Annotated in this window: 22 protein-coding genes; 17 read left to right on the top strand and 5 right to left on the bottom strand. The window is 36.2% G+C overall.

The window, feature by feature from the left end:
• The first annotated feature begins 14 nt into the window (after positions 1-14).
• The 4 genes from GQS55_RS15315 (at position 15) to GQS55_RS15300 (ending at position 5,241) form a co-directional block, all read left to right on the top strand.
• Entirely contained in the window at positions 15-1,619 is a 1,605-nt protein-coding gene (locus GQS55_RS15315; RefSeq protein ID WP_159821320.1) for an ABC-F family ATPase, read from the top strand.
• 4 nt (positions 1,620-1,623) lie between these two features.
• Positions 1,624-2,484, top strand: a complete 861-nt coding sequence (locus tag GQS55_RS15310; protein ID WP_159821319.1) for a PA4780 family RIO1-like protein kinase — start codon at positions 1,624-1,626, stop codon at positions 2,482-2,484.
• Between the two features lie 258 nt (positions 2,485-2,742).
• Positions 2,743-3,867 carry a DUF3083 family protein gene (locus tag GQS55_RS15305; RefSeq protein WP_159821318.1) on the top strand — a complete coding sequence of 375 codons (1,125 nt, stop codon included), beginning with the start codon at positions 2,743-2,745 and terminating at the stop codon, positions 3,865-3,867.
• 201 nt (positions 3,868-4,068) lie between these two features.
• Entirely contained in the window at positions 4,069-5,241 is a 1,173-nt protein-coding gene (locus GQS55_RS15300) for an AraC family transcriptional regulator (RefSeq protein WP_159821317.1), read from the top strand.
• An 81-nt stretch (positions 5,242-5,322) separates the two neighbouring features.
• Here the strand turns inward: GQS55_RS15300 and GQS55_RS15295 are convergent, their stop codons facing one another.
• Complete coding sequence (locus tag GQS55_RS15295; RefSeq protein ID WP_159822895.1) at positions 5,323-6,033, bottom strand: DUF642 domain-containing protein; 711 nt, start codon at positions 6,031-6,033, stop codon at positions 5,323-5,325.
• Between the two features lie 242 nt (positions 6,034-6,275).
• Between GQS55_RS15295 and GQS55_RS15290 the strand changes: the two genes are divergently transcribed.
• The gene (locus GQS55_RS15290; protein WP_159821316.1) at positions 6,276-7,025 is read left to right on the top strand and encodes a DUF748 domain-containing protein; all 750 of its coding nucleotides are present in this window, start codon (positions 6,276-6,278) and stop codon (positions 7,023-7,025) included.
• A 795-nt stretch (positions 7,026-7,820) separates the two neighbouring features.
• Here GQS55_RS15290 and GQS55_RS15285 read toward each other — a convergent pair.
• Positions 7,821-8,069 (bottom strand): YfhL family 4Fe-4S dicluster ferredoxin, encoded by a 249-nt coding sequence (locus tag GQS55_RS15285; RefSeq protein WP_159821315.1) that lies wholly within the window; start codon positions 8,067-8,069, stop codon positions 7,821-7,823.
• Between the two features lie 3 nt (positions 8,070-8,072).
• Positions 8,073-9,479 (bottom strand): prephenate-dependent tRNA uridine(34) hydroxylase TrhP, encoded by a 1,407-nt coding sequence (gene trhP / locus GQS55_RS15280; protein ID WP_159821314.1) that lies wholly within the window; start codon positions 9,477-9,479, stop codon positions 8,073-8,075.
• A 247-nt stretch (positions 9,480-9,726) separates the two neighbouring features.
• On the opposite strand from trhP, the gene GQS55_RS15275 reads away from it, so the two are divergent.
• From GQS55_RS15275 to GQS55_RS15265, 3 genes are all read left to right on the top strand, one after another.
• On the top strand, positions 9,727-10,569 hold the full coding sequence (locus GQS55_RS15275) for an HDOD domain-containing protein (RefSeq protein ID WP_159821313.1): 843 nt from the start codon (positions 9,727-9,729) through the stop codon (positions 10,567-10,569).
• Positions 10,570-10,825: 256 nt separating this feature from the next.
• Entirely contained in the window at positions 10,826-13,036 is a 2,211-nt protein-coding gene (locus GQS55_RS15270) for a patatin-like phospholipase family protein (RefSeq protein WP_159821312.1), read from the top strand.
• 87 nt (positions 13,037-13,123) lie between these two features.
• On the top strand, positions 13,124-14,002 hold the full coding sequence (locus GQS55_RS15265) for a D-hexose-6-phosphate mutarotase (RefSeq protein WP_159821311.1): 879 nt from the start codon (positions 13,124-13,126) through the stop codon (positions 14,000-14,002).
• Positions 14,003-14,287: 285 nt separating this feature from the next.
• Here GQS55_RS15265 and mutH read toward each other — a convergent pair whose 3' ends face one another.
• The gene (gene mutH, locus GQS55_RS15260; RefSeq protein WP_159822893.1) at positions 14,288-14,977 is read right to left on the bottom strand and encodes a DNA mismatch repair endonuclease MutH; all 690 of its coding nucleotides are present in this window, start codon (positions 14,975-14,977) and stop codon (positions 14,288-14,290) included.
• A gap of 138 nt (positions 14,978-15,115) precedes the next feature.
• On the opposite strand from mutH, the gene rppH reads away from it, so the two are divergent.
• The 5 genes from rppH to GQS55_RS15235 all read left to right on the top strand — a co-directional run bounded on the left by rppH (position 15,116) and on the right by GQS55_RS15235 (position 20,585).
• Positions 15,116-15,643, top strand: coding sequence for an RNA pyrophosphohydrolase (rppH, locus tag GQS55_RS15255; RefSeq protein ID WP_159821310.1), 528 nt, complete (start codon positions 15,116-15,118; stop codon positions 15,641-15,643).
• 78 nt (positions 15,644-15,721) lie between these two features.
• Positions 15,722-18,040: a phosphoenolpyruvate--protein phosphotransferase gene (gene ptsP / locus GQS55_RS15250; protein ID WP_159821309.1), complete on the top strand. Its 2,319-nt coding sequence runs from the start codon at positions 15,722-15,724 to the stop codon at positions 18,038-18,040.
• Positions 18,040-18,831 (top strand): sulfite exporter TauE/SafE family protein, encoded by a 792-nt coding sequence (locus GQS55_RS15245; RefSeq protein WP_159821308.1) that lies wholly within the window; start codon positions 18,040-18,042, stop codon positions 18,829-18,831. Before ptsP ends, GQS55_RS15245 begins: the two co-directional genes overlap by 1 nt.
• A gap of 42 nt (positions 18,832-18,873) precedes the next feature.
• Entirely contained in the window at positions 18,874-19,734 is an 861-nt protein-coding gene (gene lgt / locus GQS55_RS15240) for a prolipoprotein diacylglyceryl transferase (RefSeq protein WP_159821307.1), read from the top strand.
• Positions 19,734-20,585, top strand: a complete 852-nt coding sequence (locus tag GQS55_RS15235) for a thymidylate synthase (RefSeq protein ID WP_159821306.1) — start codon at positions 19,734-19,736, stop codon at positions 20,583-20,585. Before lgt ends, GQS55_RS15235 begins: the two co-directional genes overlap by 1 nt.
• 307 nt (positions 20,586-20,892) lie before the next feature.
• Here the strand turns inward: GQS55_RS15235 and nagB are convergent, their stop codons facing one another.
• Positions 20,893-21,699 (bottom strand): glucosamine-6-phosphate deaminase, encoded by an 807-nt coding sequence (gene nagB, locus GQS55_RS15230; protein ID WP_159821305.1) that lies wholly within the window; start codon positions 21,697-21,699, stop codon positions 20,893-20,895.
• Positions 21,700-22,035: 336 nt separating this feature from the next.
• Here nagB and GQS55_RS15225 point away from each other — a divergent pair, with 336 nt between their 5' ends.
• The 4 genes from GQS55_RS15225 to rraB all read left to right on the top strand — a co-directional run bounded on the left by GQS55_RS15225 (position 22,036) and on the right by rraB (position 24,858).
• Complete coding sequence (locus tag GQS55_RS15225) at positions 22,036-22,845, top strand: crotonase/enoyl-CoA hydratase family protein (protein WP_159821304.1); 810 nt, start codon at positions 22,036-22,038, stop codon at positions 22,843-22,845.
• A gap of 247 nt (positions 22,846-23,092) precedes the next feature.
• Complete coding sequence (locus tag GQS55_RS15220) at positions 23,093-23,467, top strand: YcxB family protein (protein WP_236559659.1); 375 nt, start codon at positions 23,093-23,095, stop codon at positions 23,465-23,467.
• 316 nt (positions 23,468-23,783) lie between these two features.
• Positions 23,784-24,515: a 1-acylglycerol-3-phosphate O-acyltransferase gene (locus tag GQS55_RS15215; RefSeq protein ID WP_159821302.1), complete on the top strand. Its 732-nt coding sequence runs from the start codon at positions 23,784-23,786 to the stop codon at positions 24,513-24,515.
• Positions 24,508-24,858: a ribonuclease E inhibitor RraB gene (rraB, locus tag GQS55_RS15210; protein ID WP_159821301.1), complete on the top strand. Its 351-nt coding sequence runs from the start codon at positions 24,508-24,510 to the stop codon at positions 24,856-24,858. The genes GQS55_RS15215 and rraB overlap by 8 nt, the downstream gene beginning before the upstream one ends.
• Positions 24,859-24,924: the final 66 nt, after the last annotated feature.

The following is a 24,924-nucleotide window of genomic DNA, read 5'->3' as shown; positions in this document are numbered from 1 at the left end:
CCTAGGAACTTCTTTTGATCACTACATCTAACATTACAATGCAATTTGGCGCAGAGCCTTTATTTGAAAACATATCGGCTAAATTTGGCAACGGACACCGTTACGGTTTAATTGGCGCAAATGGCTGCGGAAAATCTACTTTTATGAAAATATTAAGTGGTGAGTTAACGCCAAGCTCAGGTAATGTGTCTGTTAGCACTGGCCACAAAGTAAGTACTTTGGGACAAGATCAGTTTGCTTTTGAAGAAAACAACGTGATTGATACTGTAATCATGGGTGATGCGCCATTATGGAAAGTGAAACAAGAAAGAGATGCTATCTACGCACAAGCTGAAATGAGCGAAGCAGACGGTATGCGTGCCGGCGAATTAGAAAGTGAATTTGCTGAGATGGACGGTTACACAGCCGAAAGTCGCGCTGGTGAAATCTTACTAGAAGCAGGTATTGAAGAGTCTTTCCATTTCGGTTCGATGGCACAAGTTGCGCCTGGTTGGAAATTACGTGTACTACTTGCCCAAGCGTTGTTTGCAAATCCTGATATTTTGTTACTTGATGAGCCAACTAACAACTTGGATATTCATACCATCACCTGGTTAGAAGGCGAATTAAATAAACGTAAGTGTACTATGATTATTATTTCACATGATCGTCATTTTCTTAATTCAGTATGTACGCACATGGCAGATATTGATTATGGTGAATTACGCATTTACCCTGGTAATTACGAGTTCTTTCTAGAGCAGTCTAGTTTATTACGTGAACAACTATTATCAGGTAATGATAAAAAAGCGGCTGAAATTGCTGAGTTACAAGATTTTGTTAACCGTTTTGGTGCTAATGCGTCAAAAGCGAAGCAAGCGAGTTCTCGTGCTAAAAAAATGGATAAAATAAAGCTAGATGATGTTAAGTCATCAAGTCGTATCACTCCAAAAATAGCCTTTGCTCCAGGTAAAAAAATGCACCGCCAAGCGTTAGAGCTTGAAGATCTAGCTCACGGTTTTGAGGGTGATAATTTATTTAACAAAGGTAACTTATTATTAGAAGCCGGTGCAAAATTAGCTATTATTGGTGAAAATGGCGTAGGCAAAACTACGTTATTACGTTGTTTAATGGGTGAATTAGTACAAAAAGAAGGCGTTGTTAAATGGTCTGAAAATGCTGCTGTAGGTTATTGTCCGCAAGACAGTGGTTCATTTTTTGATAATGATTTAACATTAATGGATTGGATGTCGCAATGGCGTAGACCTTGTCATAACGATTTAAGTGTACGTGGTATGTTAGGTCGTATGTTATTTACTGATGATGATGCAAATAAAAAAGCACGTAACTGTTCAGGTGGTGAAAAGAACCGTTTATTATTTGGTCGATTGATGATGGCTGATATTAATGTATTAATCATGGATGAGCCTACCAACCATATGGACATTGAAGCGATTGATGCATTAAATAATGCATTAAAAGACTTTGAAGGCACGTTAATCTTTGTTAGTCATGACCGTGAATTTGTGTCAAGTTTGGCAACACGTATTATCGATATTAAAGATAAAAAATTAGTTAGTTTTGAAGGTTCTTTAGATGAGTACCTTGCTAACCAATCAAATACTCAAAAGGTTGCTTAAGGTTTTGAAAACTCCCAAGCGTATTCAGCCACTTGTTGATGATGGCTTAGTAGACGAAGTTATTAGCCAATTGATGAGTGGTAAAGAAGCGACTGTTTTCATGGTTCGCTGTGGCGACGAAGTCCGCTGTGCTAAGGTTTATAAAGAAGCAAATAAGCGTAGTTTTAAAAAGGCTGCTCAATATCAAGAAGGCAGAAAAAGTCGTAACAGTCGTCGTTCTAGAGCCATGGAAAAAGGCTCTAAGTATGGTCGTAATCAACAAGAAGAATCATGGCAAAATGCTGAGGTTGAGGCACTTTATAAATTAGCTGAAGCTGGCGTTAGAGTACCACATCCTTTTGGTTGTTTTGATGGCGTTTTGTTGATGGAGCTTGTTACTGATGAAGCTGGTGATGTAGCACCTCGATTAAATGATGTAGTTATGTCAAAAGAACAGGCTATTGAAGATCATCAATTAGTCATGATTTATGTATTACGTATGTTATGTGCTGGTATTGTTCACGGTGACTTATCAGAATTTAATGTATTAGTAGATGAGTATGGCCCTGTTATTATTGACTTACCACAAGCGGTAGATGCGTCGGCAAATAATAATGCTAAAGCCATGTTAATACGTGATGTAGAAAACATGACTAATTATTATGGTCAATTTGCTCCAGAGTTATTATTAAGTAAGTATGCACAAGAAATGTGGGCTTTATATGAAAGCGGTGAATTAACATTCGAGACCCAGCTGACCGGGCTATTTCAAGAAAGTGAAGTGTCTGCTGATGTGGATAACGTAATCGAAGAAATAAAAGCGGCATTTCTTGAAGAGCAAGATCGTATACAACGGATAGCCGAAGCGAATGAAGTTGAAGAGTAATCAGTAGATAATAATTTACATAGAGCAATCAATAGAGAGTTATGTAAAACATATCAAGGCGTATCCTCAATGATACGCCTTACCAAACCTTCAGATGTTATTTATATTTTTGACGTAATTTAACAACAAAAGTAACATTAGTATTATTTTTTATTGTATGATGTTTAAAGCAAAATAAAAAAGTAAAAGGAAGGAAAGCACAAGAAAACGTAAGATTTTTGATGTGCTTAACTATTATTAGTGTGTTGGGGAGGAAAAATGAGAAGAGCTTCATCTATTTTAAAGAAACATCGTGCCGGCGAGCGCGTTTATTTACCAAGTGATTCACGTGATAATCAATATATCTTAGCTGAAATACCGCTAACAGATAGCTTAATTGAGAAAATTAGCGGCGCAATTGATCACACCTCAGCTAAACCGTATCAACGCTTTTATCAAACATTATCTCACAAGATTTTTGGTGTTGTTGAAAAATATGATTTATCACATGTCAACTTTGTCGCCAACAATCGCTTAGTACGTGTAAGATACAGCGGCGAGCAAAGAGTATTACATACAGAACAACAATCATATTTCTTTTATTGTCCGCAGCACAACAGTACTTTTAAAGGTTATTACGATGGTGCTGTTCGAGTAAGAAAGATAAAAGTATTATTTTTAGCAACGGGTGAAGAGCTTAGAAGCAATGCGGGTAAATTTCATAATACAGTTCATCAGGCTGTTAAAGAAATCTCAACTACCCTTGGCTTACCTGAAAATGAAATTAAATTACGTGATCATCAGCATTTAACCTTTGACGTTTTTGCAAAAGAAAAGGGTGCGAGTAATACGCTTAGCCATACTTTTAGAGAAATATCTGAGCGCTATGAAAGTCAAAATCAAAATATTGATAGCAATCACACCTCAATTACTTATGCAATTGCTAGTATACCGATGGCGCGTCGCTTATTGAAAGGAACAGATATTGATTATTTGTCTGATTCGCCTTTTACCGAGCTTTATCAAAAAATTGAGCAGGCCTTTAAAAATTCATGCAATAGCAATAAAATTAATCAAGCGGCTTTGATTGCTAATGGTGTATCACCCTTTGTTCGTTATGATGAAAGTGAAGCAGCAGAAATTCGAGGTGAGTTAATTTCTATTGGCATTAATCCTAATAATTCAGAAACTCGTTTCTGTATACACTGGGACGCAGATAAATTAGTTGATACCTTGCGTATTGTTTTCATTGCCGATAAAAGTGATGAAACCCATAATAATTATGGTAAATTTGTTAACCAAGCGATTAGCGCAGTAAAAGCTTTTGCCGATGAAGTTAATTGGAAAAAAGAAAGCGATGATATTATGATTCGCATACATCAGCATCTTATGTTGCAAGTATAATTATCATTAAACTATAACTGCCATAATTTATTAATTGCTATAACTTATTAATTACTAGAGTTGATTAATAACTAGACTTAATTAATCTATATGCATTACTAGTATCATTTAACCCAGTGTTTTACTTAAGCACTGGGTTTTTGCTTTTTATGACTATCCAACGTAGAGTGATAGTACATACCATTTATCGTTAAATAATATATGCCAAATAAGATGAATGATACACAACTCACGCTACCATTAACCGAGTCTGTTAACTCTTTGCTTAATCAGTCTGAGCTGCCAGCCTCCTTAACGTTAGAACAATGCTCCTCTATGCTAGCCATGAGCATGACCTCTTTTCGCCGTAAACTTTCCCAAGAAGAAACTAGCTATAAGCTCATCCAAAGTAAATTTTTAAATGAACTTTGTGTGAGTACATTATTAACGAAACAAATTAAAATTGATGATTTAGCTATTAAACTCGGCTATTCCGAAAGAGCCACTTTTGAACGTGCTTTTCGGCAAAAGTTTGGCGTCACGCCATCTCAATTTCGAGTATTATCGTTAGTTGACAATGACAGTAGTTGCCATAAAAAACTAATAGAGATTGCGGCAGATATACCGCCAATGTCAAGTAGTTGCAAGCAGTTGTTGGATGCAAAAGAAAGTGATGATCTTGATGTACATAGAGTTGTAGAAATTGTGAGTAAAGATGCTATTTTTTCTGCTCGTATTATGGGGCTTGCCAGTAAAGCGATATACGGGAAAACACCTAATAACCTTTCTGAAGCTATTAGTCGAAATTTAGGCATTAATACTGTTATTAATTTTGCTATTGTTTATGCTGTGAAAGATGCATTACAAGATAATGTAGACCCTCTTATTATTGAGCAATATAGTGAGATATTTTTAATTGCCCCTAAGTTTTTTCAACTCATTCGTAAATCGTTAAGTTCAGAAGTCGAGTTTGATATCCCTTTAACAGAACAAGTATTAACTTTTGCCTTGCTTGGTGTATTTTTACTTGCACATAAAAGCGCTTATAAACACGAGCTAATGCTGTATTCATTGCGTGGGATATCTGATCTTCACTCGCTTAATTGTCACATTAGGGAGCTTATGCAAATTAGTATTTACTCGTCATCATCATTAATGTTGTCAATGTGGCATATTGATGTCAGCTTAATTAAACAACTAAACCATATAGAAAAAATTAGTCAGGTAAATGGAAAAAGAAGTGAGCAAGATGAGTTGGTATTATTTATGCTGTCGTGTTTGTATTTTTCTGCGACTGGCCATGAAGACTTTGGTGAACTGTCAGACAAAGCAGAACTATTGAATATTAAAGGCTTTGCCGATATTAAAGAACAAGTATTTGATCGTTCTTTATAGTGTATTTATTTAACATTATGAGCTTCCTCAACTAATAGTTAGAAGGGGGCTACTAATTGAGAAAGTCATAAAATTAAAGTCTTAATTTGCTTTTTGCTTACGTATCACTAAGAAAGCAAGCGCTGTTAAGAAAAGAACTATCATAGATGGCTCAGGTACCGCTGTTGATTGCTTTAAAGATACATTATCGATTAAGCCACCTAACGTATTTTGTATACCAGAAGAACCAAAGCTTAAATTCATTGACTCAGCTTCTGCTGTAAACAAAATAGATTGTAAGGCCCAATCAGGTGTTAAACCTGTAGTGCTATCAGCAACCAAAACAGCATCCATATTTATGCTGAAATCCTCAGCGGCGTCATACCAAAAAACATTAATACCGTTGTCATTAAGGATGTTTGTTCTAGGCTTATAATAAAACTCTAATAAATAATTTTGACCGATTGTTAATGAGTTTACTGTTTGTGTCATAACTGAATTAGAGGCACCAACATGTGAATCTAACTCTATATGATGTGACCCATCTTGTGATTGGCTAACAATACCTTTTTGTAACTCGATACCACTGCCGCCGCTACTTTCCCATCCTGGTAAGCTAGAAAATATATCCCATATACCATTAGCGCTATCGTATGTATGTAAATCGGTATTGAAAAGAGTGCCTGATACGACTGAACCATCATCATAGGTTGTTTGCTCAAAGCTACCATTAGTAATTAATGACGCATTTGCAAATGAAGTTAAACAAGTTAAAGAAAGTGTTAATACTATTTTATTTATAAATGTGGACATAGCGTTATTATCTCGTTGGCGTTGATTGATGTGGTAAGTATAGAGAAGTCTATATATTGAAAATATGGCTTAACTGTCCAATTGTTTAAAAGATGATAAAGATTTAGCTGTGCTACTTGATGGTGATATTACTTTAACTAAATTTAATTAAAGTAATATCAGGCATACAGTGATTGCTTGAATGCTATTTATACCGTAAGTTATCAGTTATTAAATTATTATTTTGTAAGGATATTTAGGTAATGAAAAAATTGATCATATTGGTAGGCGTTTTAGTGTTAATTGCAGGAGGGGCTTTTGTATTTTTAAGTGGTGATGCAATTAATGCCTTAATTAAAACGAAAATTGAGCAAGTAGGCTCAAAAGTTACCGAACAATCAGTAACGGTTAGTCGGGTTGACATGAAATTATTAAAAGGGGCGGGTACGATTAATGGCTTAGTATTAGCTAATCCGTCAAGTTACAGCGCGCCCTCAGTATTTTCATTAAATGAGATAACCCTAGATATTAACCTTAAAAGCTTAGCAACAGATCTTATTGTTATTGATCAAATTATTATTGATAAGCCTGAAGCTGTTGTAGAGTTTACAGAAAATGGTGGCGCCAATATTAAAGACATACTGGATGCGATTAAGAAAAATACCGCAGGCGATGGTACTCCTGTGTCAGAATCAGAGACAGGTAAAACTGAGCCAATTATACGTGTAAACAAATTTATCTTAGCCGGTGTTGCTTTAACCGTTGATTTAACAAAACTTGGTAATAAATCGCACCAAGCGACGTTAGCTGATATTCATTTAAGTAATATTGGTGGTGAGTCTGGTATGCCGGCAAGCCAGTTAGGTGCAGAGTTGGTAAAACAAGCATTATCATCTATTTGGAAGCAAGCTAAAGCAGAGCAAGTGGATATTTTAAAAGAAGAAGCTAAAGATAAAATAAAAGAGAAAGCTAAAGAAAAGTTTGGTGGACTTCTTGATAAGCTTAATGGCTAAACTAGTAATCTATTCCTGTCCTAGTCTTTTATAAAGGCATGAATTCTTTAAATAATGGGATATAACATCATATAGGTGTTATTGATGTGTATTGTGAACTGGCGACTGAAGTCGCCCCTACAAAAAATACCCAACGAAGGAATTGATTATCACCACCGTAGGGGCGACTTCAGTCGCCAAATACAGAAAACGTCCTACGAAAGAATTGATCATCATCACCGTAGGGGCGAATTTATTCGCCTAATAATGGGATATAATGGCGTGTATTGTGTTCAGGCGACTGAAGTCGCCCCTACAGAAAACGTCCTATGAAGGAATTGAATATCATCACCGTAGGGGCGAATTTATTCGCCTAATACAGAAACGTCCTACGAAGTAATTGATCATCATCACCGTAGGGGCGACTTCAGTCGCCAAATACAGAAAACGTCCTACGAAGTAATTGATCATCATCACCGTAGGGGCGAATTTATTCGCCAAATACAGAAAACGTCCTACGAAATAATTGATTATCATCATCGTAGGGGCGAATTTATTCGCCTAATAATGGGATATAATGGCGTGTATTGTGTTCAGGCGACTGAAGTCGCCCCTACAAAAATACCCAACGAAGGAATTGATTATCATCACCGTAGGGGCGAATTTATTCGCCAAATACAGAAAATGTCCTACGAAATAATTGATTATCATCATCGTAGGGGCGAATTTATTCGCCTAATAATGGGATATAACATATACAGCGTTATTGACGTGTCTTGTGAACAGGCGACTGACGTCGCTTAATTAACAATAAAATTAAGCAACATGCATCTTGATAAATTTAGCCAATAACGCGTCTTCGTTTTCAACGTGGTTAGGATCGGGCTTTACACAATCAATTGGACAAACACTGACACAAGTAGGTTTATCATAATGACCTACGCACTCAGTACATTTATCGGTATCAATTTCATAAATGTGTTCTCCTAATGCTATTGCCTCATTAGGACATTCAGGATCACACATATCACAATTTATGCAGCTGTCTTCAATATATAATGCCACTATTTATTTGCTTACTTGGTTTTGGGCGAAAGGGTGTCTTGTTGTACCTTCACCTGTTAGGTAGCGCATAATAATGCCAAAACTTAAATCTAATTCGGTATTTAGCGCAATAGCTACTTTATGACCTGAGCCTTTTGCATCTGTTATTGCTTCACCTGTTTTACTGTTAACCATTTGAGTTAGGGTAAAGGTTATATTGCCATCTGGCGTCATTAATTCTAATTGATCGCCGATAAGAAATTTATTTTTAACATCAATTTCAATCAGTCCTGAATCTTTGTTTTTTCCTAATACTTCGCCAACAAATTGCTGTGTATCACTTTTTGAATACCCATAGTCATAATTTTGTGTGTCTGAAGGGCGGTGACGTTTTAAAAATCCTTCGGTATATCCTCTGTGTGCTAAGTGTTCTAACTCAGAGTTTAAATTGGTATCAAAAGGCTTGTTAGCCATGGCATCATTAATGGCTTGATTATAAACTTGAGCAGTTCTAGCACAATAGTAGAATGACTTAGTTCTACCTTCAATTTTTAATGAATGTATTCCCATTTTTACTAAACGTTCTACATGTTCAACAGCGCGTAAATCTTTTGAATTCATAATATATGTGCCGTGTTCATCTTCAAATGCGGGCATATATTCACCAGGGCGGCCCTGTTCTTGAAGTAATACTAGGTCGTTGATTGGTTGGTTTGGAGTTTGACCTTGTTCGAATGTAATAATATTGTTGTTTGGTGTGTATATTTCTGGCGAGGGAGCTACCGCAACAATGTCACCTGTTTCAGTCTCTTTTGCTTCGTGTGTGTCATATTTCCATCGACATGAATTAGTGCAGGTACCTTGGTTTGGATCGCGTTTATTAATATAACCAGATAATAAACAACGGCCTGAATAAGCCATACATAAGGCACCATGTACAAATACTTCAAGTTCCATTTCAGGACAGTGCAGGCGAATATCTTCAATTTCATCAAGCGACAACTCGCGCGATAATATTACCCGTTCAACCCCTTGTTGATGCCAAAACTTAACGGTTGCCCAGTTCACGGCATTAGCCTGTACAGATAAATGAATAGGCATGTCTGGAAAGTTTTCACGCACCATCATGATTAAACCTGGATCTGACATAATTAAAGCATCGGGCTTCATTGCAATAACCGGGGCTATATCCTTTAAAAAAGTTTTCAATTTGCCATTGTGAGGCGCAATGTTATTGACCAAATAAAACTTTTTTCCTAACGCATGCGCTTCATTTATGCCTATTTTAATATTTTCGAGAGAAAATTCATTATTTCGAACACGAAGAGAGTAACGTGGTTGTCCGGCGTAAACAGCATCAGCGCCATAGGCAAAAGCATACCGCATGTTCTTTAAACTACCCGCAGGGGAAAGCAATTCAGGTTTTAGCATAAAATATAATTAGTTTTATTTGTGTACAGGGTAAATGGACGCGCATTATAAAAAAAAGGGCTAATACGGACAATCTAAAACAAGGGTAAGTATGTTCTAGAACAAAGAATACGATTAAATACTTATTAATTGACCTATCGACTATTTATAAGTGAAAAATATTTAATAAAAAAAAGTAAATAATCCATTGAGTTAAAGAAAATTGTGCTATGTTAAAATTATAGGATAAAAATAAAGAGGATTTTTTATGGCTGCTGAAAGTGCGTTATACACGATTTTAACGGAAAAAATAAATCAAGAGGCGTTAGTGTTACCAACGTTGCCCGAAGTTGCATTTAAGGTAAGGCAAGCGGCTGACGATCCTGATGTTAATCTACATTATATGAGCGACATCATTGCGCAAGATCCTGCGCTGTCTCTAGGCTTAATAAAAGTGGCTAATAGCGTCTTATTAGGGAGAACGGTTAAGGTTGAAAGTGTATCTCAAGCCGTAACTCGTATTGGTTTACGTCAAATTAAAGGTATTGCTACGGCAATGGCACTTGAGCAAGTATTTGTGTCTAAAAATGACGTTGTTGCTTCATATATGAAGAAGTCTTGGGAAAAAACTGTTGATATAGCATCAGTATCAATTAGTTTAATGGGGGCTTATCTTGAAAAAAATAAACATACGGCATTAAATTTAGACACGCTAACCTTAGGCTCTTTAATACATAATATTGGAGTTCTACCTATTTTAACGGAAGCTGAGCAATATCCAGATACCTTTGCTAACCCAACTTTCTTACAGCAAGCCATTACCAAGCTTTCAGGTAAAATTGGTGGAGAAGTTACTCGTGCATGGGGTTTTTCAGATGAATTAACTGAGTTGGCGGAAAGTTGGGGGGATTTAACTATTTTACCAACAGAAATTCATTACCTAGATTTTATTCGAGCAGGTGCTATCTATCATAATATTTTTAAGAATAAAGCGACACAAGAAGCACTATTAAATAGTTATGTTAAAAAAGGTATTTTACCTGATATCGACTTTATGGACACCGAAGGTTTTAAAGCAAGGTGCTCTGACGTAAGATCAATGTTCATCTAAAATTCGTTATTATTTATTGCCCTCAAAAGTGATTTTTTTATGCTGGGTTTATTATTGGTCATACTTTAATAAACCCTTTATCGTTAAACTAGAACCTCATCCTTATAGATACGTTAGATTCCACATTGAATTTAAACACAACTTATTTTTAACTAGTTTTTCTTAAATTTAAATCATACTTTTAATTAAAGATGAATAGGAATAAATAAAACTGTATATTTGTAACGTCCCTGTTCCTTATTAACTTTTTAATTTTATGCGATTTATTTTTCTTTTTATCATTTCCTGTATTACGCTAACAAGCTCATTAATCCATGCAGAATCACGCCCCAAAATTGGTTTAGTACTCAGTGGCGGTGGTGCTAAGGGGGCTGCACATATTGGCGTACTGAAGGTCATTGAGAAGAATGAAATTCCCATTGATTACGTTGTTGGTACCAGTATTGGCGCTTATGTTGGCGGCTTATATGCATTAGGTTATAGCGTCGATTATATAGAAAAAACAATGCTTAATTTACCTTGGGAACAGAGTTATTCTGATTATATTCCTAGGTTATTCTTATCATTTGAAAATAAAAACTTAAGAGATAAATATAATATTCCTATGCGAATAGGTATTCGTGATGGGCAATTAAAATCATCTAATGGTGTATTGCTAGGGCAGTCAGCAGACAGTTTATTGAAGTTATCGACCAATGTTATTGCAAAGTTTGATAGTTTTAATCATCTAGCTATTCCTTATCGTGCCATTGCTTCTGACTTGGTTACCGCAAGAATGGTCGTTCTTAATAAAGGCAGTCTTACTAAAGCAATGCGAGCATCAGCAGCTGTTCCTGGTGTAGTAGAGCCGGTAACTATTGATGGTAAGTTATTAGTGGATGGCGGTATTGCCAATAATATGCCTATTGATGTAATAAAAGCAATGGGAGCTGATATTGTTATTGCAGTGGATATTGGTTCTGCTTTATTTTCGAAAGAAAATATTAATAGTACGTTTGATGTATTTAATCAGCTCTCAACAATTATCACGAATAACACCACACAAACTCAGATGAAGTACTTATCAACTAGAGATGTATTAATTCGCCCCAAAATTGACTATTTAAGTACCACAGACTTTTCAATCATGAGTCAAGCGCTTGAGCTAGGAGAGCAGGCGGCATTGCAAGCTGAAGAAGCATTAAAAGTATTAAGTGTTGATGAGCAAGAGTACTTAAGCTATCAACAAGAAAAAACACAAAAATCACTTACTTGGTTTACTGCTTTTACTCAGCCTATTACGAGTATTGAATACCAGAATAACTCAACGGTAAGTACCGCCATTATTGAAGAAAAATTAGCACTGAAAATTGGCGATATTGTAAATAAGGAGCAATTACAGTTCGCTATTGGACGAGTATATTCTCTTAATAAATTTGAGTATGTTGATGCCGAATTTGTTGATTTAGAAGATGGAAGGCAATTGATAGTTACTACTCGAGCTCAATCTTGGGGACCCAATTATCTTCATTTGGGTTTTAAGCTAGAAAGTGACTTTAAACAAGGCTCTGTTATTGACCTTGATTTAGCTTATATTTTAAATGATGTTACCCCCTATGGTGGTATGTGGATTAATGAAATAAAGTTAGGTTGGGAACCATTGTTAGCAACCGAGTTTTATCAACCATTATCAGAAAGCCAACACTACTTTACTAGAACAAGAATTCAATATAGTCAGGATAAATGGGAGGCTACTGATAATAGGGCTGAACTCATTAATAAAAATTATTTAGTTAAGTTAGGTTTAGGGTTTGATTATTTAAATGATGGTGTTGTAGAACTCGGTTTTCTTGGAGAAAAAGGAAAGCTTGCGTTTGAATATAATCAAGGCGGAAAGCTTGACTATAAATCTTACGGTGCTTATTTATCATTTAATTATGACAGCTTAAATAGTATTGATTTTCCCACTGATGGTAATAAGCTATCTTTTAATGTGCTTTGGCGAAATGACCATTATCAAGAAATTGAAGGTGTTGAGCCCAAAGATACGTCACTGGAAGTACAGTTAGATTGGCGAGGTGCTTTTAACGTTAAGAATCATTCTTTTGTTGGTATAGCATCTTTCGCAACCGTTAATAACGATAGTGATTTTACTGTTCATGTAACTGAGTTAGGTGGTTTTTTGAACCTTTCTGGTTATCAAAAAGATGCACTAATTGGTTCGCATAAGGTTTTTGCAGCCATCGTTTATCAGTATGATTTAGGACGTGAACTTTTTGGAAAAGCAAGTTTACCTCTTTATTTAGGCGCTAGTTTTGAAACAGGTAATGTGTGGGAATTAAGTGAATCCATTGCAATTGACGACATGGTTCGCTCTGGGAGTTTATATTTTGGCACGGATACAGATTTCGGCCCTGCTGTTTTCGGCTTCGGCTTCGCTTCTGGTGGTGAAAGTACGGTATTTTTATCATTAGGTAAAAACTTTTAATTTTTACATTCAATTTATACTTAGTCTTATCTTTAGTTTTAGAAAAATAGTCATATTAATATATAGAAATAATAAGGTGTTTGAATAGTGTTATTAGTTAAAAACGAATTTGGCCAAGTACTTGAAACCAAGTTATCTCAAGACTTATCTGCATTAGATATTAAACACACTGCGGTTGAAGCAAAAGTCAGTTTATATGGCGGTCAAGTACTGAGCTGGCGCCCTGATGGTGAAAAAGAAGTTTTTTGGTTATCAAAAGATTCAGCTTTTGAGCAAGGAAAAGCCATTCGCGGCGGTATACCTTTATGTTGGCCTTGGTTTGGTGCTCATCCAAACGATAATGATCAAACTGCTGGTAATCATGGTTTTGCGCGAACGCAGCAATGGCAAGTAGATAATATTGATATCATCGAGCAGGGCGTAGAAGTCACGTTGAGTTGGCAAGGAAAAGCAATGAACGAACTATGGCCAAATGCTTGCCAATTAAAACAAGTTCTCTTCTTTGGTCGAACATTTAAGCAAACGTTACATATAACTAACTTAAGTGATGTTGACGCATACTACACCGGCGCTCTACACAGCTATTTTTCCGTGAGCTCACCTAAAGCAATAAAAATAGCGGCGTTAGCGCAAGCTAATTTTTATGATAAGTTAACTGAACAGTTATGTAAGCCACAAGCGTTTAAAAATGGTGTGGGGCCTGTGGATCGCATTTACCACACCAATGATGATATGAGCCTAGTTGATAATACATGGGGACGTACGATTGAGCTGAAATCACAAAATACAAAGCAGTGGGTTTTTTGGAACCCAGGAACTGATGCTGCTAATAATATGACTGATGTTCATTGTAACGGTGAACAGGAGTTTGTTTGTTTAGAAGCGGCAACTACCGAAATGCAATTACTTCCAGCGGGTATGAGTACAATTATTGAACAAGAAATTTCAATTATAAATCATGCGTAAGTGCTGTCTTTATTGTTCGATACTTAACTATTTAGTTGTTCATCAGTTGTTCATCAGTTGTTCGTCACTTGTGCATTCCGTAGGTCACCAGCTTCGTCATTCCGTTGATGGTTTAATACGGAATTCCATGCGTGTGGTTGAATTATGCGTGAATTCCTAGATCTCAACGTCTACACAGCATAACGCTTGGGATTCTGAATCAAATTCAGAATGCGGATCTGCAGTCATTCCGTAGGTGATTTAATACGGAAGGCGAGGGCGTTTCAGGGGGACGGTGTTAAGAAGTCAAGCACCATCATTGATACGTAAGTTTTTATTTAATAGCGCTTGAGTGAAAGGGATTTTTAAATAAAAGCCACGAGGTAAGGTCATAAATGGCTTGCCATGGCGATTATAGGCTTGTGTTTTTGCTTTAGCGTTGGCAGCTTTTGGTCTAAGTTGTAGTACTTGTCCATGTTTACCATGAATATTTTCTACATCACCTAAAACAATCATATCGGTTAGCTCTTGCCAGTCCATTGCTAATAACTGCTCTTCTTCAACTGAAGGTGACCAAAGAAAAGCGCTGCCAATTCGGCGCTCTGCTAAAGGTATTTTCTTTTCCTCTGGCGTATTGCAGATGATGGGAACCCATAATACTTTTGATAATTTCTGTTTAAGCCAACAATTTTGCCAATTAACACCTACTAAACCCGTTAATGGCGCAACACAAACAAAAGTTGTCTCAAGTGGCTTACCTTGGCAATTAATTGGCAAGGTTTTCAATTCAATTCCGAGTGTGGGGAAATCAGGTTCAGGTCTTGAGCTAGCGCTAGCGCCAAGGACATGCTCAAGCAATAAGCCTACCCAGCCTTTATTACGCTTTAAATCTACAGGCATTTCAATTTTCGCATCATCGGCAACCTCAGCTAGGGTTAAGCCAGCTAAACTATGCACTCTTTCAAGTAGTTCTTGTTCGGAAGCGGGAATGTTCATTGTGTGTTTATCACTAATGCGTTTGTAAATAAAAGCTATTATCTGGTTAATAGGTAAAAAAATCAAAGTAATCATTTGCTCCATTGGCGTTATTATGGTTGAATCTACACAAGTATTTTTTAGTTTTCAGGAGTTCCTGTGATCGATGCCGAAGGCTACCGAGCCAATGTCGGCATAGTAATAATTAATAGCAGGGGACAAGTATTTTGGGCTAGAAGGTTTGGGCAACATTCATGGCAATATCCACAAGGTGGTGTTGATGAAGGGGAAACTGCTGAGCAAACCATGTTTCGAGAGTTATATGAAGAAGTAGGATTACAACCAGAACATGTTAAAATTGTTGCTTCAACTAAACACTGGCTAAAGTATAAATTACCAAAACGTTATATAAGACACGATAGTAAACCTGTTTGTATTGGGCAAAAACAGAAGTGGTTTTTATTAAAATTAACTGCTCCTGAATCATCGGTCGATTTGCTACATAGCTCTCATCCTGAATTCGATGATTGGCGTTGGGTGAGTTACTGGTATCCAGTTCGACAAGTAGTGTCATTTAAGCGCGATGTTTATCGTAAAGTTATGAAAGAGTTTGCCCTACAGGCTTTATCTTTTTCATATGAAAAAAGGCCTGATAGGCGGCCTAATCGAGGTAAACGCCAAGCGTAATTATTACTATGAGTTATTTTATTAAAAGCCTACTTACGTGGGCTTTTTTATTCATTTTATACGTTCAATAAGGAAATTATGTTAACCACGCTACGTCGTATTGTGCTTGAGTTTAGTCAAGAAATGCACTTGCAAATAGCATTAGAGCGTATGGTTAGCCAAATCAAAAATTCACTGAATACCGACTGTTGCTCAATTTATTTAGCTGATCACGCTCAACAACACTTCTTATTAATGGCGTCTGATGGATTAGCACAAAAGTCGTTTGGGCAAACAGCGATAAGGTTCTCTGAAGGGTTGGTTGGGCTAGTAGGGCAGCGAGAAGAGCCAATAAATATAGCTGATGCAAGAAATCATCAACATTTCATGCATGCACCTGAAGTTGAAGAAGATGATTTTAATGCTTTTCTAGGCACACCTATTATCCACCGACGTAAAGTGTTGGGCATTCTTTCTATTCAACAAAAAAACGCTAGAAATTTTACAGAAAATGAAGAAGCCTTTTTAGTTACGATAGCAGCACAATTGGCTAATGCGTTAGCCAGTGCCGAGGTGAAAAACCTCTTTATGCAATCAGATAAAAGTAAAGATGTAAAACAGTTATTAGGTATTGCAGGTGCTCCTGGTATCGCGCTGAGTGAGATAGTTGTTTATCAACCTAAGGTTGAGCTTGTCACAGTAGTCTTAGAAAAAGTTAGCTTAGCTCAACAAAGTAAGCAAATTATGCGCTTCACTGCTGCAGTTAATAAAACCAAAGCTGACTTTGAAAAGTTGAGTCAAAAACTAAGTGATATTATCACCGATGATAACTTAGCCATCTTTGATGTTTATATACAGTTACTTGATCAAGCGGATATTCGTCAAGGTGTAATCAAAAAAATCAATGAAGGCTGGCAAGCAGAAAGTGCCCTTAAACTTATCATTGATCATTATGTGACTCAATTTGAAGCGATAGATGATAGCTATTTAAAAGAGCGAGCTACCGATATTCGTGATTTAGGTAATAGATTATTACGTAATTTACAGAAGAAAAAATCGCTAAAAGTAAAACTCCCTAAAGCCTTTATCTTGCTTGCTGAAGATGTAACAGCTTCTATGTTAGCTGAATATCAACACAAAGGATTAAAAGGTATCGTTTCTTTATCTGGCTCTGCTAATTCTCATGCTGCTATTTTAGCACATGCGCTTGAATTGCCGGCCATTATGGGAATTACGAATATCCCTATTGCCCAGTTTAATCATCAACAAGCGATTGTCGATGGTTATAGCGGTGAGCTATTTATTAATCCTGATGACGCATTGATAAGTGAATATCGTCAATTAATTGCTCAAGAAAGCGAGTTGATCAGTAAAATTCAACAAGAAGTTCATTTACCCACAATTACTCAAGATGGCCAAGCTATCGAGCTACAATTAAATGCTGGTTTGTCTGCGGGGTTTGATCGTCCAGAAAACTTAGGTAGTTTAGGCATAGGTTTGTATCGAACTGAAATTCCGTTTATGGATCGACATTACTTTCCATCAGAGCAGGAGCAAACGACCTTATATGAAAAAACATTAAAAGAGTTTTCTCAAGCAACGGTTACCATGCGTACGTTAGATATAGGCGGAGATAAATCGTTACCTTACTTTCCTATTACTGAAGATAACCCGTTTTTAGGGTGGCGTGGGATCAGGATCACTTTAGATCACCCTGAAATATTTTTAGTTCAAGTTCGTGCCATGATTCGAGCTAATCATCAGTATAATAACTTAGAAATTATGTTACCTATGATTTCAAATGTTAATGAAGTTGATGATGCTATTCGCTTAATAAATCAAGCTTACCTAGAAGTAGGTGCCGAGATAAGTAGTGAAAGTCAAAATGGGATAAATAATCAGTATGGCGGCGACGTTCAAGTTAAAGAGCTTCCTCGTCCTAAAATAGGTATTATGTTAGAAGTTCCTTCTGTGATTTTTCAACTTGAAGAATTAGCACAGCGAGTCGACTTTTTCTCTGTTGGTAGTAATGATTTAACACAATACTTACTTGCGGTAGACCGTAACAATGCGCAAGTGGCTGGTTTACACGATGCTTATCATCCTGCGGTGCTTAGAGCTCTGTATACTATTGCAAAACAGTCTAAAAAGTATTCTATACCGCTAAGTTTGTGTGGGGAGTTAGCTGGTGAGCCTGCTGGTGCCTTATTATTATTAGCTATGGGTTTTGATAAACTCAGTATGAATGGGCATAATATAGCGCGTATTAAATGGGTTATTCGCCATATTGATTTTCAAAGAGCTGAATTGATTTTATCTCACACCTTAAAACTGATTACTGCTAAGCAAGTGCATATTTACTTAAATGAGCAACTCGAACAATTAGGTTTGGGCGGTTTTATTCGCGCTGGATTGTAATGTTTTTAATTTTTATTAGCTGTATATTCCTTGGCGCTTTTACTGGCTTTTTAGCTGGGCTATTAGGTATTGGTGGTGGTTTGATAGTAGTGCCAGCTTTGGTTTACTTATTACCTCAACTAGGGATTAGTAATGAAGTGATAATGCCGATGGCATTGGCAACCTCGTTATCGACAATTGTGATTACTTCATCGAGTGCCACATTTGCTCACCATAAGAACAGAAATATTCCTTGGAATATAACTAAACCACTGATGTTCATTGTCGCTTTTGGGGCCTTAGTCGGGGCTTTTATTGCAGATCATTTGTCAGCTCAGGCATTAACAAGCTTTTTTGCTATTGCGGTTGTGATACTTGCGTCCTATATGCTGTTATCTATTCGCTTGCAGCGCTATAAAGAAATGCCATCAAAAATTAAGTTACAATTTATTAGTTTACTCACCGGTGTGGTTGCGAGTTTAATGGGCATGGCAGGTGGTGCTATTTTAGTGCCAATCTTAACGTATTTTGGTACGCCATTAAGGCATTGTATTGGTATTGCCACCGTATGTGGTGTTATGGTGGCGTTATTTGGCTCTTTGGGGTATATCATTTCAGGATTTGGTAATGAATTATTACCTGCTTGGAGTCTTGGTTACGTTTATTTACCTGCTTTAAGCGGAATAGCGCTTACATCTTCATTATTTGCCCCTGTTGGCGTAAAATATGCCGCTAAGGTACCAGTACAAACTTTAAAACAATTATTTGCCATTTTTCTTATTATTGTGGCAATGAAAATGATGTTAACTTAACTTTTCTTCGTATTTTTCAGCGAAGCTTTATTTGGATAGAAAATGACAGACCAATTTTTACAATTTCCCATTATTGACCCTATTATTTTTAGTATTGGGCCGGTTGCACTTCGTTGGTACGGCATGATGTACTTAGTCGGATTCTTGGGTGCAATGTTTATTGCAAATAAAGCCGCGGATAAAAGTGGTGGCGAGTGGACTCGTGAGCAAGTAAGCGATTTATTATTTTATGGCTTTCTTGGTGTTATTTTAGGTGGGCGAATAGGTTACGTACTATTTTATCAATTCGACTACTTTTTAGCTGAGCCATTATACCTTTTCAAAATTTGGGCTGGCGGTATGTCATTCCATGGTGGCTTGCTTGGTGTTATTGCTGCGGTGTATCTTTTTGCACGTAAAACAAATAAAGCTTTTTTAACGGTTGGTGATTTTGTTGCACCACTTGTACCTATTGGTTTAGGGATGGGGCGTTTAGGTAACTTTATTAATGCTGAATTATGGGGAAGACAAACTGATGTACCTTGGGCTATGGTGTTTCCAACAGACCCATTACAATTGCCACGTCACCCCTCACAGTTGTATGAGTTTTTCCTGGAAGGCGTTGTTTTATTTGTTATTTTATACGTTATTACACGTAAGCCTAGAAGTTTAGGTTTAGCTTCAGGCGTCTTTTTAATTGGTTATGGTGTGTTTAGAACCATTATTGAATTCTTTAGAGAGCCAGACGCCCATTTAGGCTTATATTTTTCTTTTATTACTAAAGGGCAGATTTTAAGTGTTCCTATGATTTTAGGTGGGATTTTGATTATTTATTTGGGTTACTTAATTCAAGAAAAAGAAGCAATTTCTAATACAAAGCGCACAGGAAAAAAAACAACATCTTCAAATAAAGGTAAAACATAATGCGCGCATATTTAGATTTATGTCAACGTATTGTTGACCACGGAACTTGGGTTGAAAATAGCCGAACAGGCAAGCGTTGCTTAACTGTGATTAATGCCGATTTGGAATACAATGTTGCCGATAACGAATTTCCGATGATAACTACCCGAAAAAGTTTTTTTAAATCGGCTATTGCTGAATTTCTTGGCTATATTCGTGGCTATGATAATGCGGCTGATTTTAGAAAGCTAGGTACAAAAACCTGGGATGCGAATGCTAATTTAAATGATGTTTGGTTGAATAATACTCACCGTAAAGGTGAGGATGATATGGGGCGTGTTTATGGCGTTCAGGGCCGAGCTTGGGCTACACCAGATGGTGGCACTATTGATCAGCTCCAAAAAATAGTTGATAACTTAAGTCAAGGCATCGACGACCGTGCTGAAATTCTGACTTTTTATAACCCTGGTGAATTTCATATGGGTTGTTTAAGACCTTGTATGCATACTCACAATTTTTCAGTATTGGATGACACACTTTATTTAACCAGTTTTCAACGTTCGTGTGATGTACCATTAGGACTAAATTTCAACCAAGTACAGGTGTTTTTCTTCTTGGCTATCATGGCACAAATTACAGGGTTAAAGCCTGGTATTGCTTATCATAAAATAGTGAATGCACATATTTATGAAGATCAATTGGCCTTGATGAAAGATGTACAACTTAAACGTGAACCGTTGCCGTTACCTAAATTGATTATAAATCCGGATATTAAATCATTAAAAGACTTAGAAACCTGGGTCACAATGGATGATTTTTCAGTGGAAGGCTATCAGAGTCATGAAGCGATAAAATACCCGTTTGCTGTATAAACGATATTTTTAATCTTAGGCTATTTATTCTAGCGATTTACGGCTAATTCGATAATGGATAATACCAAGCTCACTAGCTATGTGATCATTTCTACTTGCTAAAATAACCAACTACATCGTTATTTATTTAATAATTAGAACAACTAGTTATTGAAATAAATGCCTTATATTTGGCAATTTTTTCTACGTATCTAATTGTTCACTTAATTAATGAAACTGCTATAAAAAAACCGACATAATGTCGGTTTTTTATTGTTAATGTATGTAATTATCTAAATTAATATCATCTAAATTAATATTATCTAAATTAATAGTTGTGATATAAACCAAACTCTTCATTCACTTTAATATTTTGATTATTTGCCCAGTGGTAATACTCTTGATCTTCAAGCTTACTTGCTGCCGCTTTATCTAATAATATAATGGCGTTTTCATGCATTTGTAAAGCTGAAGCAGGGCACATAGCTGAAAGTGGCCCTGCTACCATGTCTTTTACCGCTTGGGCTTTACTCTCACCCGTCGCCATTAATAATACATATCTAGCATCTAAAATAGTTGCAATACCCATGGTCATAGCGAGTGTTGGCTGAAATTCATCTTTATTAAATAAACGAGAATTATCATTAAGAGTTTGTTGTGTTAATGTTTTTATTCGTGTGCGTGACGCTAAACTTGACGTTGGTTCATTAAAGCCAATATGTCCATTTGCACCAATGCCTAATATTTGTAAATCAACACCATTTGCTTGCTTGATTTTCTCTTCATAAGCTAAGCCTTGCTCTCTAGGGTTTTCACCTTGGTTACAAGTAGGTAAAAAGGTATTGTCTATATTAATATCAACATGATTAAATAAATTTTGATTCATAAAGTGGCGATAGCTTTGTTCATTATCAGCATCAATACCCAAATACTCATCTAAATTAAAACTTGTCGTATTTTTAAAGCTCAACTCACCTGCTTTATATTTATTAACAAGTTGTTGGTAAAGACTAATTGGAGTGCTGCCTGTCGCTAGGCCTAACACGGGGTTTTTTTTCTTAGTAATTAATTCAGCTACCCATTCGGCAGCATTAACGGCAACTTGTTGTGCATCGTCAAAAATAATAACTTGCATGTTATTTCCTTAGAAAAATTAAACTATTATCCCTTTGGTGTTTATACCAAGGGCAGACGTCTTAAATAGTAGACATCTGAAAGTATCAGTAATCATTACATGTTATTTATTTTTAACATTATCAACCTGAGGCTGTTTTATTTTTGTAATGATATTAATCTAGGTGCGTTTAGTAACTTTACCACAAAATTATCGGATATATTGGTAAAGTTCAGGGAAAAAAACACATTTTTGATCTGAAAATTACCGCGTTAAGCTAAATAATCTTGCTTTGTGGTACTACCAGTTTAATTATGGCACACTCAATAAAAGATTAACTTTGAGATGGTAAATTTTATGACTAATGCGAGAGTGAAATTTAACGTTGAGCAAAACATTGCTTATGTCACTTTAAATAGAGTGGATAAACATAATGGTTTAGATAAACCAATGATACTTGAATTAGTGCAAGTAGCTAAAAAAATAGATAAAGATCGCAGTATTCGTTGTGTCATTTTACAAGGCGCAGGGGCTTCATTTTGTGCGGGGTTAGATTTTAATTATGTTGCTAAAAATCCCTCAATGATTGGTAAGTTCTTCTTCAAACTCCCTTGGCGCAAAGATAATATGTTTCAACGAGTAGCACACGTTTGGCGAGATTTATCAGTACCTGTTATTGCTGTTGTACACGGCAATTGTTTTGGGGCTGGTATGCAAATTATATTGGGTTGTGATTATCGTATAGCGACTCCTGATGCAAATCTATCGATTCTAGAAATGAAATGGGGTTTGATCCCCGACATGAGCGGTATGGCAACCTTGTCCAGATTAACTCGTGTAGATATAGCCCAAGAATTAACAATGACAGGGCGATTTTTCTCCGGAGTTGAGGCTGAGCAATATGGTTTAGTTTCAAAGGTTAGTGATACACCATTAATTGAAGCAAAATCGTTGGCTGAAAAAATCTGTCAACAAAGTCCCGACGCTATTGCTGCCGCTAAATATTTATTTAAAAAGACTTGGAAAAAAGATACCCGAGCGGCGTTATTCTGGGAAAGGATAGTTCAGTTACGATTATTAGGACGGAAAAACCAACGGATAGCAATGAAGAATGGTTTAGCAAGAAATGAAGAACCAAAATCATTTATCGATCGCAGTAGTTTTTAATTTTATAGCACTTGTGGCATTTTGATGACGCAGAGTGCTTTTTAACCATTAAAGTTCAATTACCTTCATTACTTCATGAATAATTTCTGTTAGAATTATTTTTATTTATTGTTAGTTTTTTTTCATGAATTCATCTCCTTCTTTTACAAGCAAATTTATATTAGATAAACCATATTTTAACGAGTGTTATAGTGAATCAAGCACATTAGAGCTTTCAGCTAAGACTTTTTTAAAATCAGGTGTGTTAATGTTATTTGGTTTAATCATTCTATTATTTACTCCGGTAAATGCCTATGCTGCTTGGTTTGTTGTGGCACTAGGGATCTTAGAAGCGCTAAGTCTTTACTATAGTCAGCCTTGGTGGGTTGTTAGACAAATGCTTAGTAAAGCTTCTAACAGCGAAGTAACATTAACTATTGATGAACAAGGTGTTCTTAGTGAGTCTTTTTATCATACCGGCAGGATTTTATGGCAAGACGTAACCACAATAACAGAAACGAGTTTAGGGTATGTTTTGCATTTTAAGGCAGGGAAAAATACCGGAAAAAGCTACTTATCTAAGTCTCATCTATCAAATGATGCCCAGTCTTATATTCAGATGAAAATGACAGATATTAGTTAAATGTCAAACTAGTTAAATGCCAAATTAGTTAACCTTATGCTTATTGACCTTAAGGTTAACTAATCCTAATAGTATTGTTTTACTATACTTTCTCTATATCTAAAGCTGCCATTATTACATAAGGTATTTTAAATACTCTGGTAGTGAATCGACAGTTAAACATGTTCGAAGACTCGACCCAGCCTTTACTTTGTTTTTATTAATTTTTATATTGGAAAATTAAGTCTTTGATTACTATGTTAAGGATAGTAATTGTTTTATTGAGTATGGCAACTTGCTATACTCGCCACCTTAAATTTTGCTAGGAATTCCTTTATTGTTATCTCTTTTTCGTTTTATTTTGATGGCTCTTGTCTTTCTACTTGTTTGCATTCTTTCTTGCTTATACTGTGTAATAAGGCCCTTTCATCGAGACAATGTTTACTATACGTCTAAATATTTAGGCAAAATAAGTAAATTACTCGGTTTTGATGTTGAAGTCAGAATTCCTGAGTCAGTTAAAACTATCGGCCCTGCAATTTATGTGGCTAATCACCAAGACAATTATGATATTTTTACTGTCGCTAATGCTGTCCAGCCAGGCACGGTAACGCTAGGTAAAAAAAGTTTAAAATGGATCCCTATTTTTGGCCAAATGTATTGGCTGACAGGCAACATATTAATTGATCGTAAAAATTCGAATAAAGCGATGGGGACTATGAATGTTACCGTCAAAAAAATTACGCAAAATAAACTTTCTGTGTTGATGTTCCCTGAAGGTACTCGCAGTAAAGGGCGAGGGCTTTTACCTTTTAAAACAGGCGCTTTTCGTACAGCAATACAAGCTAACGTTCCTATAATTCCTATTTGTGTTAGTAATCAAAACGGAACAATTAAACTAGGACGCTGGAACAATGGTAAAATTATTATTGAACTTTTAGACCCGATTGTGATTCCTAATGATACTAGTGTCAGTGCGCGTATTATAGCAGAGCAAACACACGCTTTAATGAAAGAAAAAATTAGTCAACTTGATGAAGAAATAGCAAAGGGTAAAGAAAATGATTGATAAAGAATTAGAAGGTTGGTTGGAACATACCGATGCACTTGTTGGTGAATTACTCGAAGACGGCACAAATGAAGAGGTATACCATACCATTGAACATCATTTTGCTAGTGAAAATTTTGAGGTACTTGAAAAGGCCGCAATAGCTGCATTTAAATTAGGGTTAGAAATTGAAGAGCCTGAAGAAGCTGAACTTGAAAATGGTGATAAAGTATTTGCTTTTGATATTGTAACTGAGCAAATGCTAAACGCAGAATTACTGAGAAAAGAAACAAAAGAAATGTTTGAGCTGGCGCAGAAGTGCAAAGTAGATTATGACGGTTGGGGTACTTATTTTGAGGAATAACCTTTTACATTAAGGTTAGTTTAGCGGGTAATAGAATGACTATTGTCATTAAGCCCTGTTGTTAAT

The organism is Colwellia sp. 20A7, from assembly GCF_009832865.1.
Lineage (GTDB): Bacteria > Pseudomonadota > Gammaproteobacteria > Enterobacterales > Alteromonadaceae > Colwellia.
This window is presented reverse-complemented; position numbering and strand designations above follow the sequence as displayed.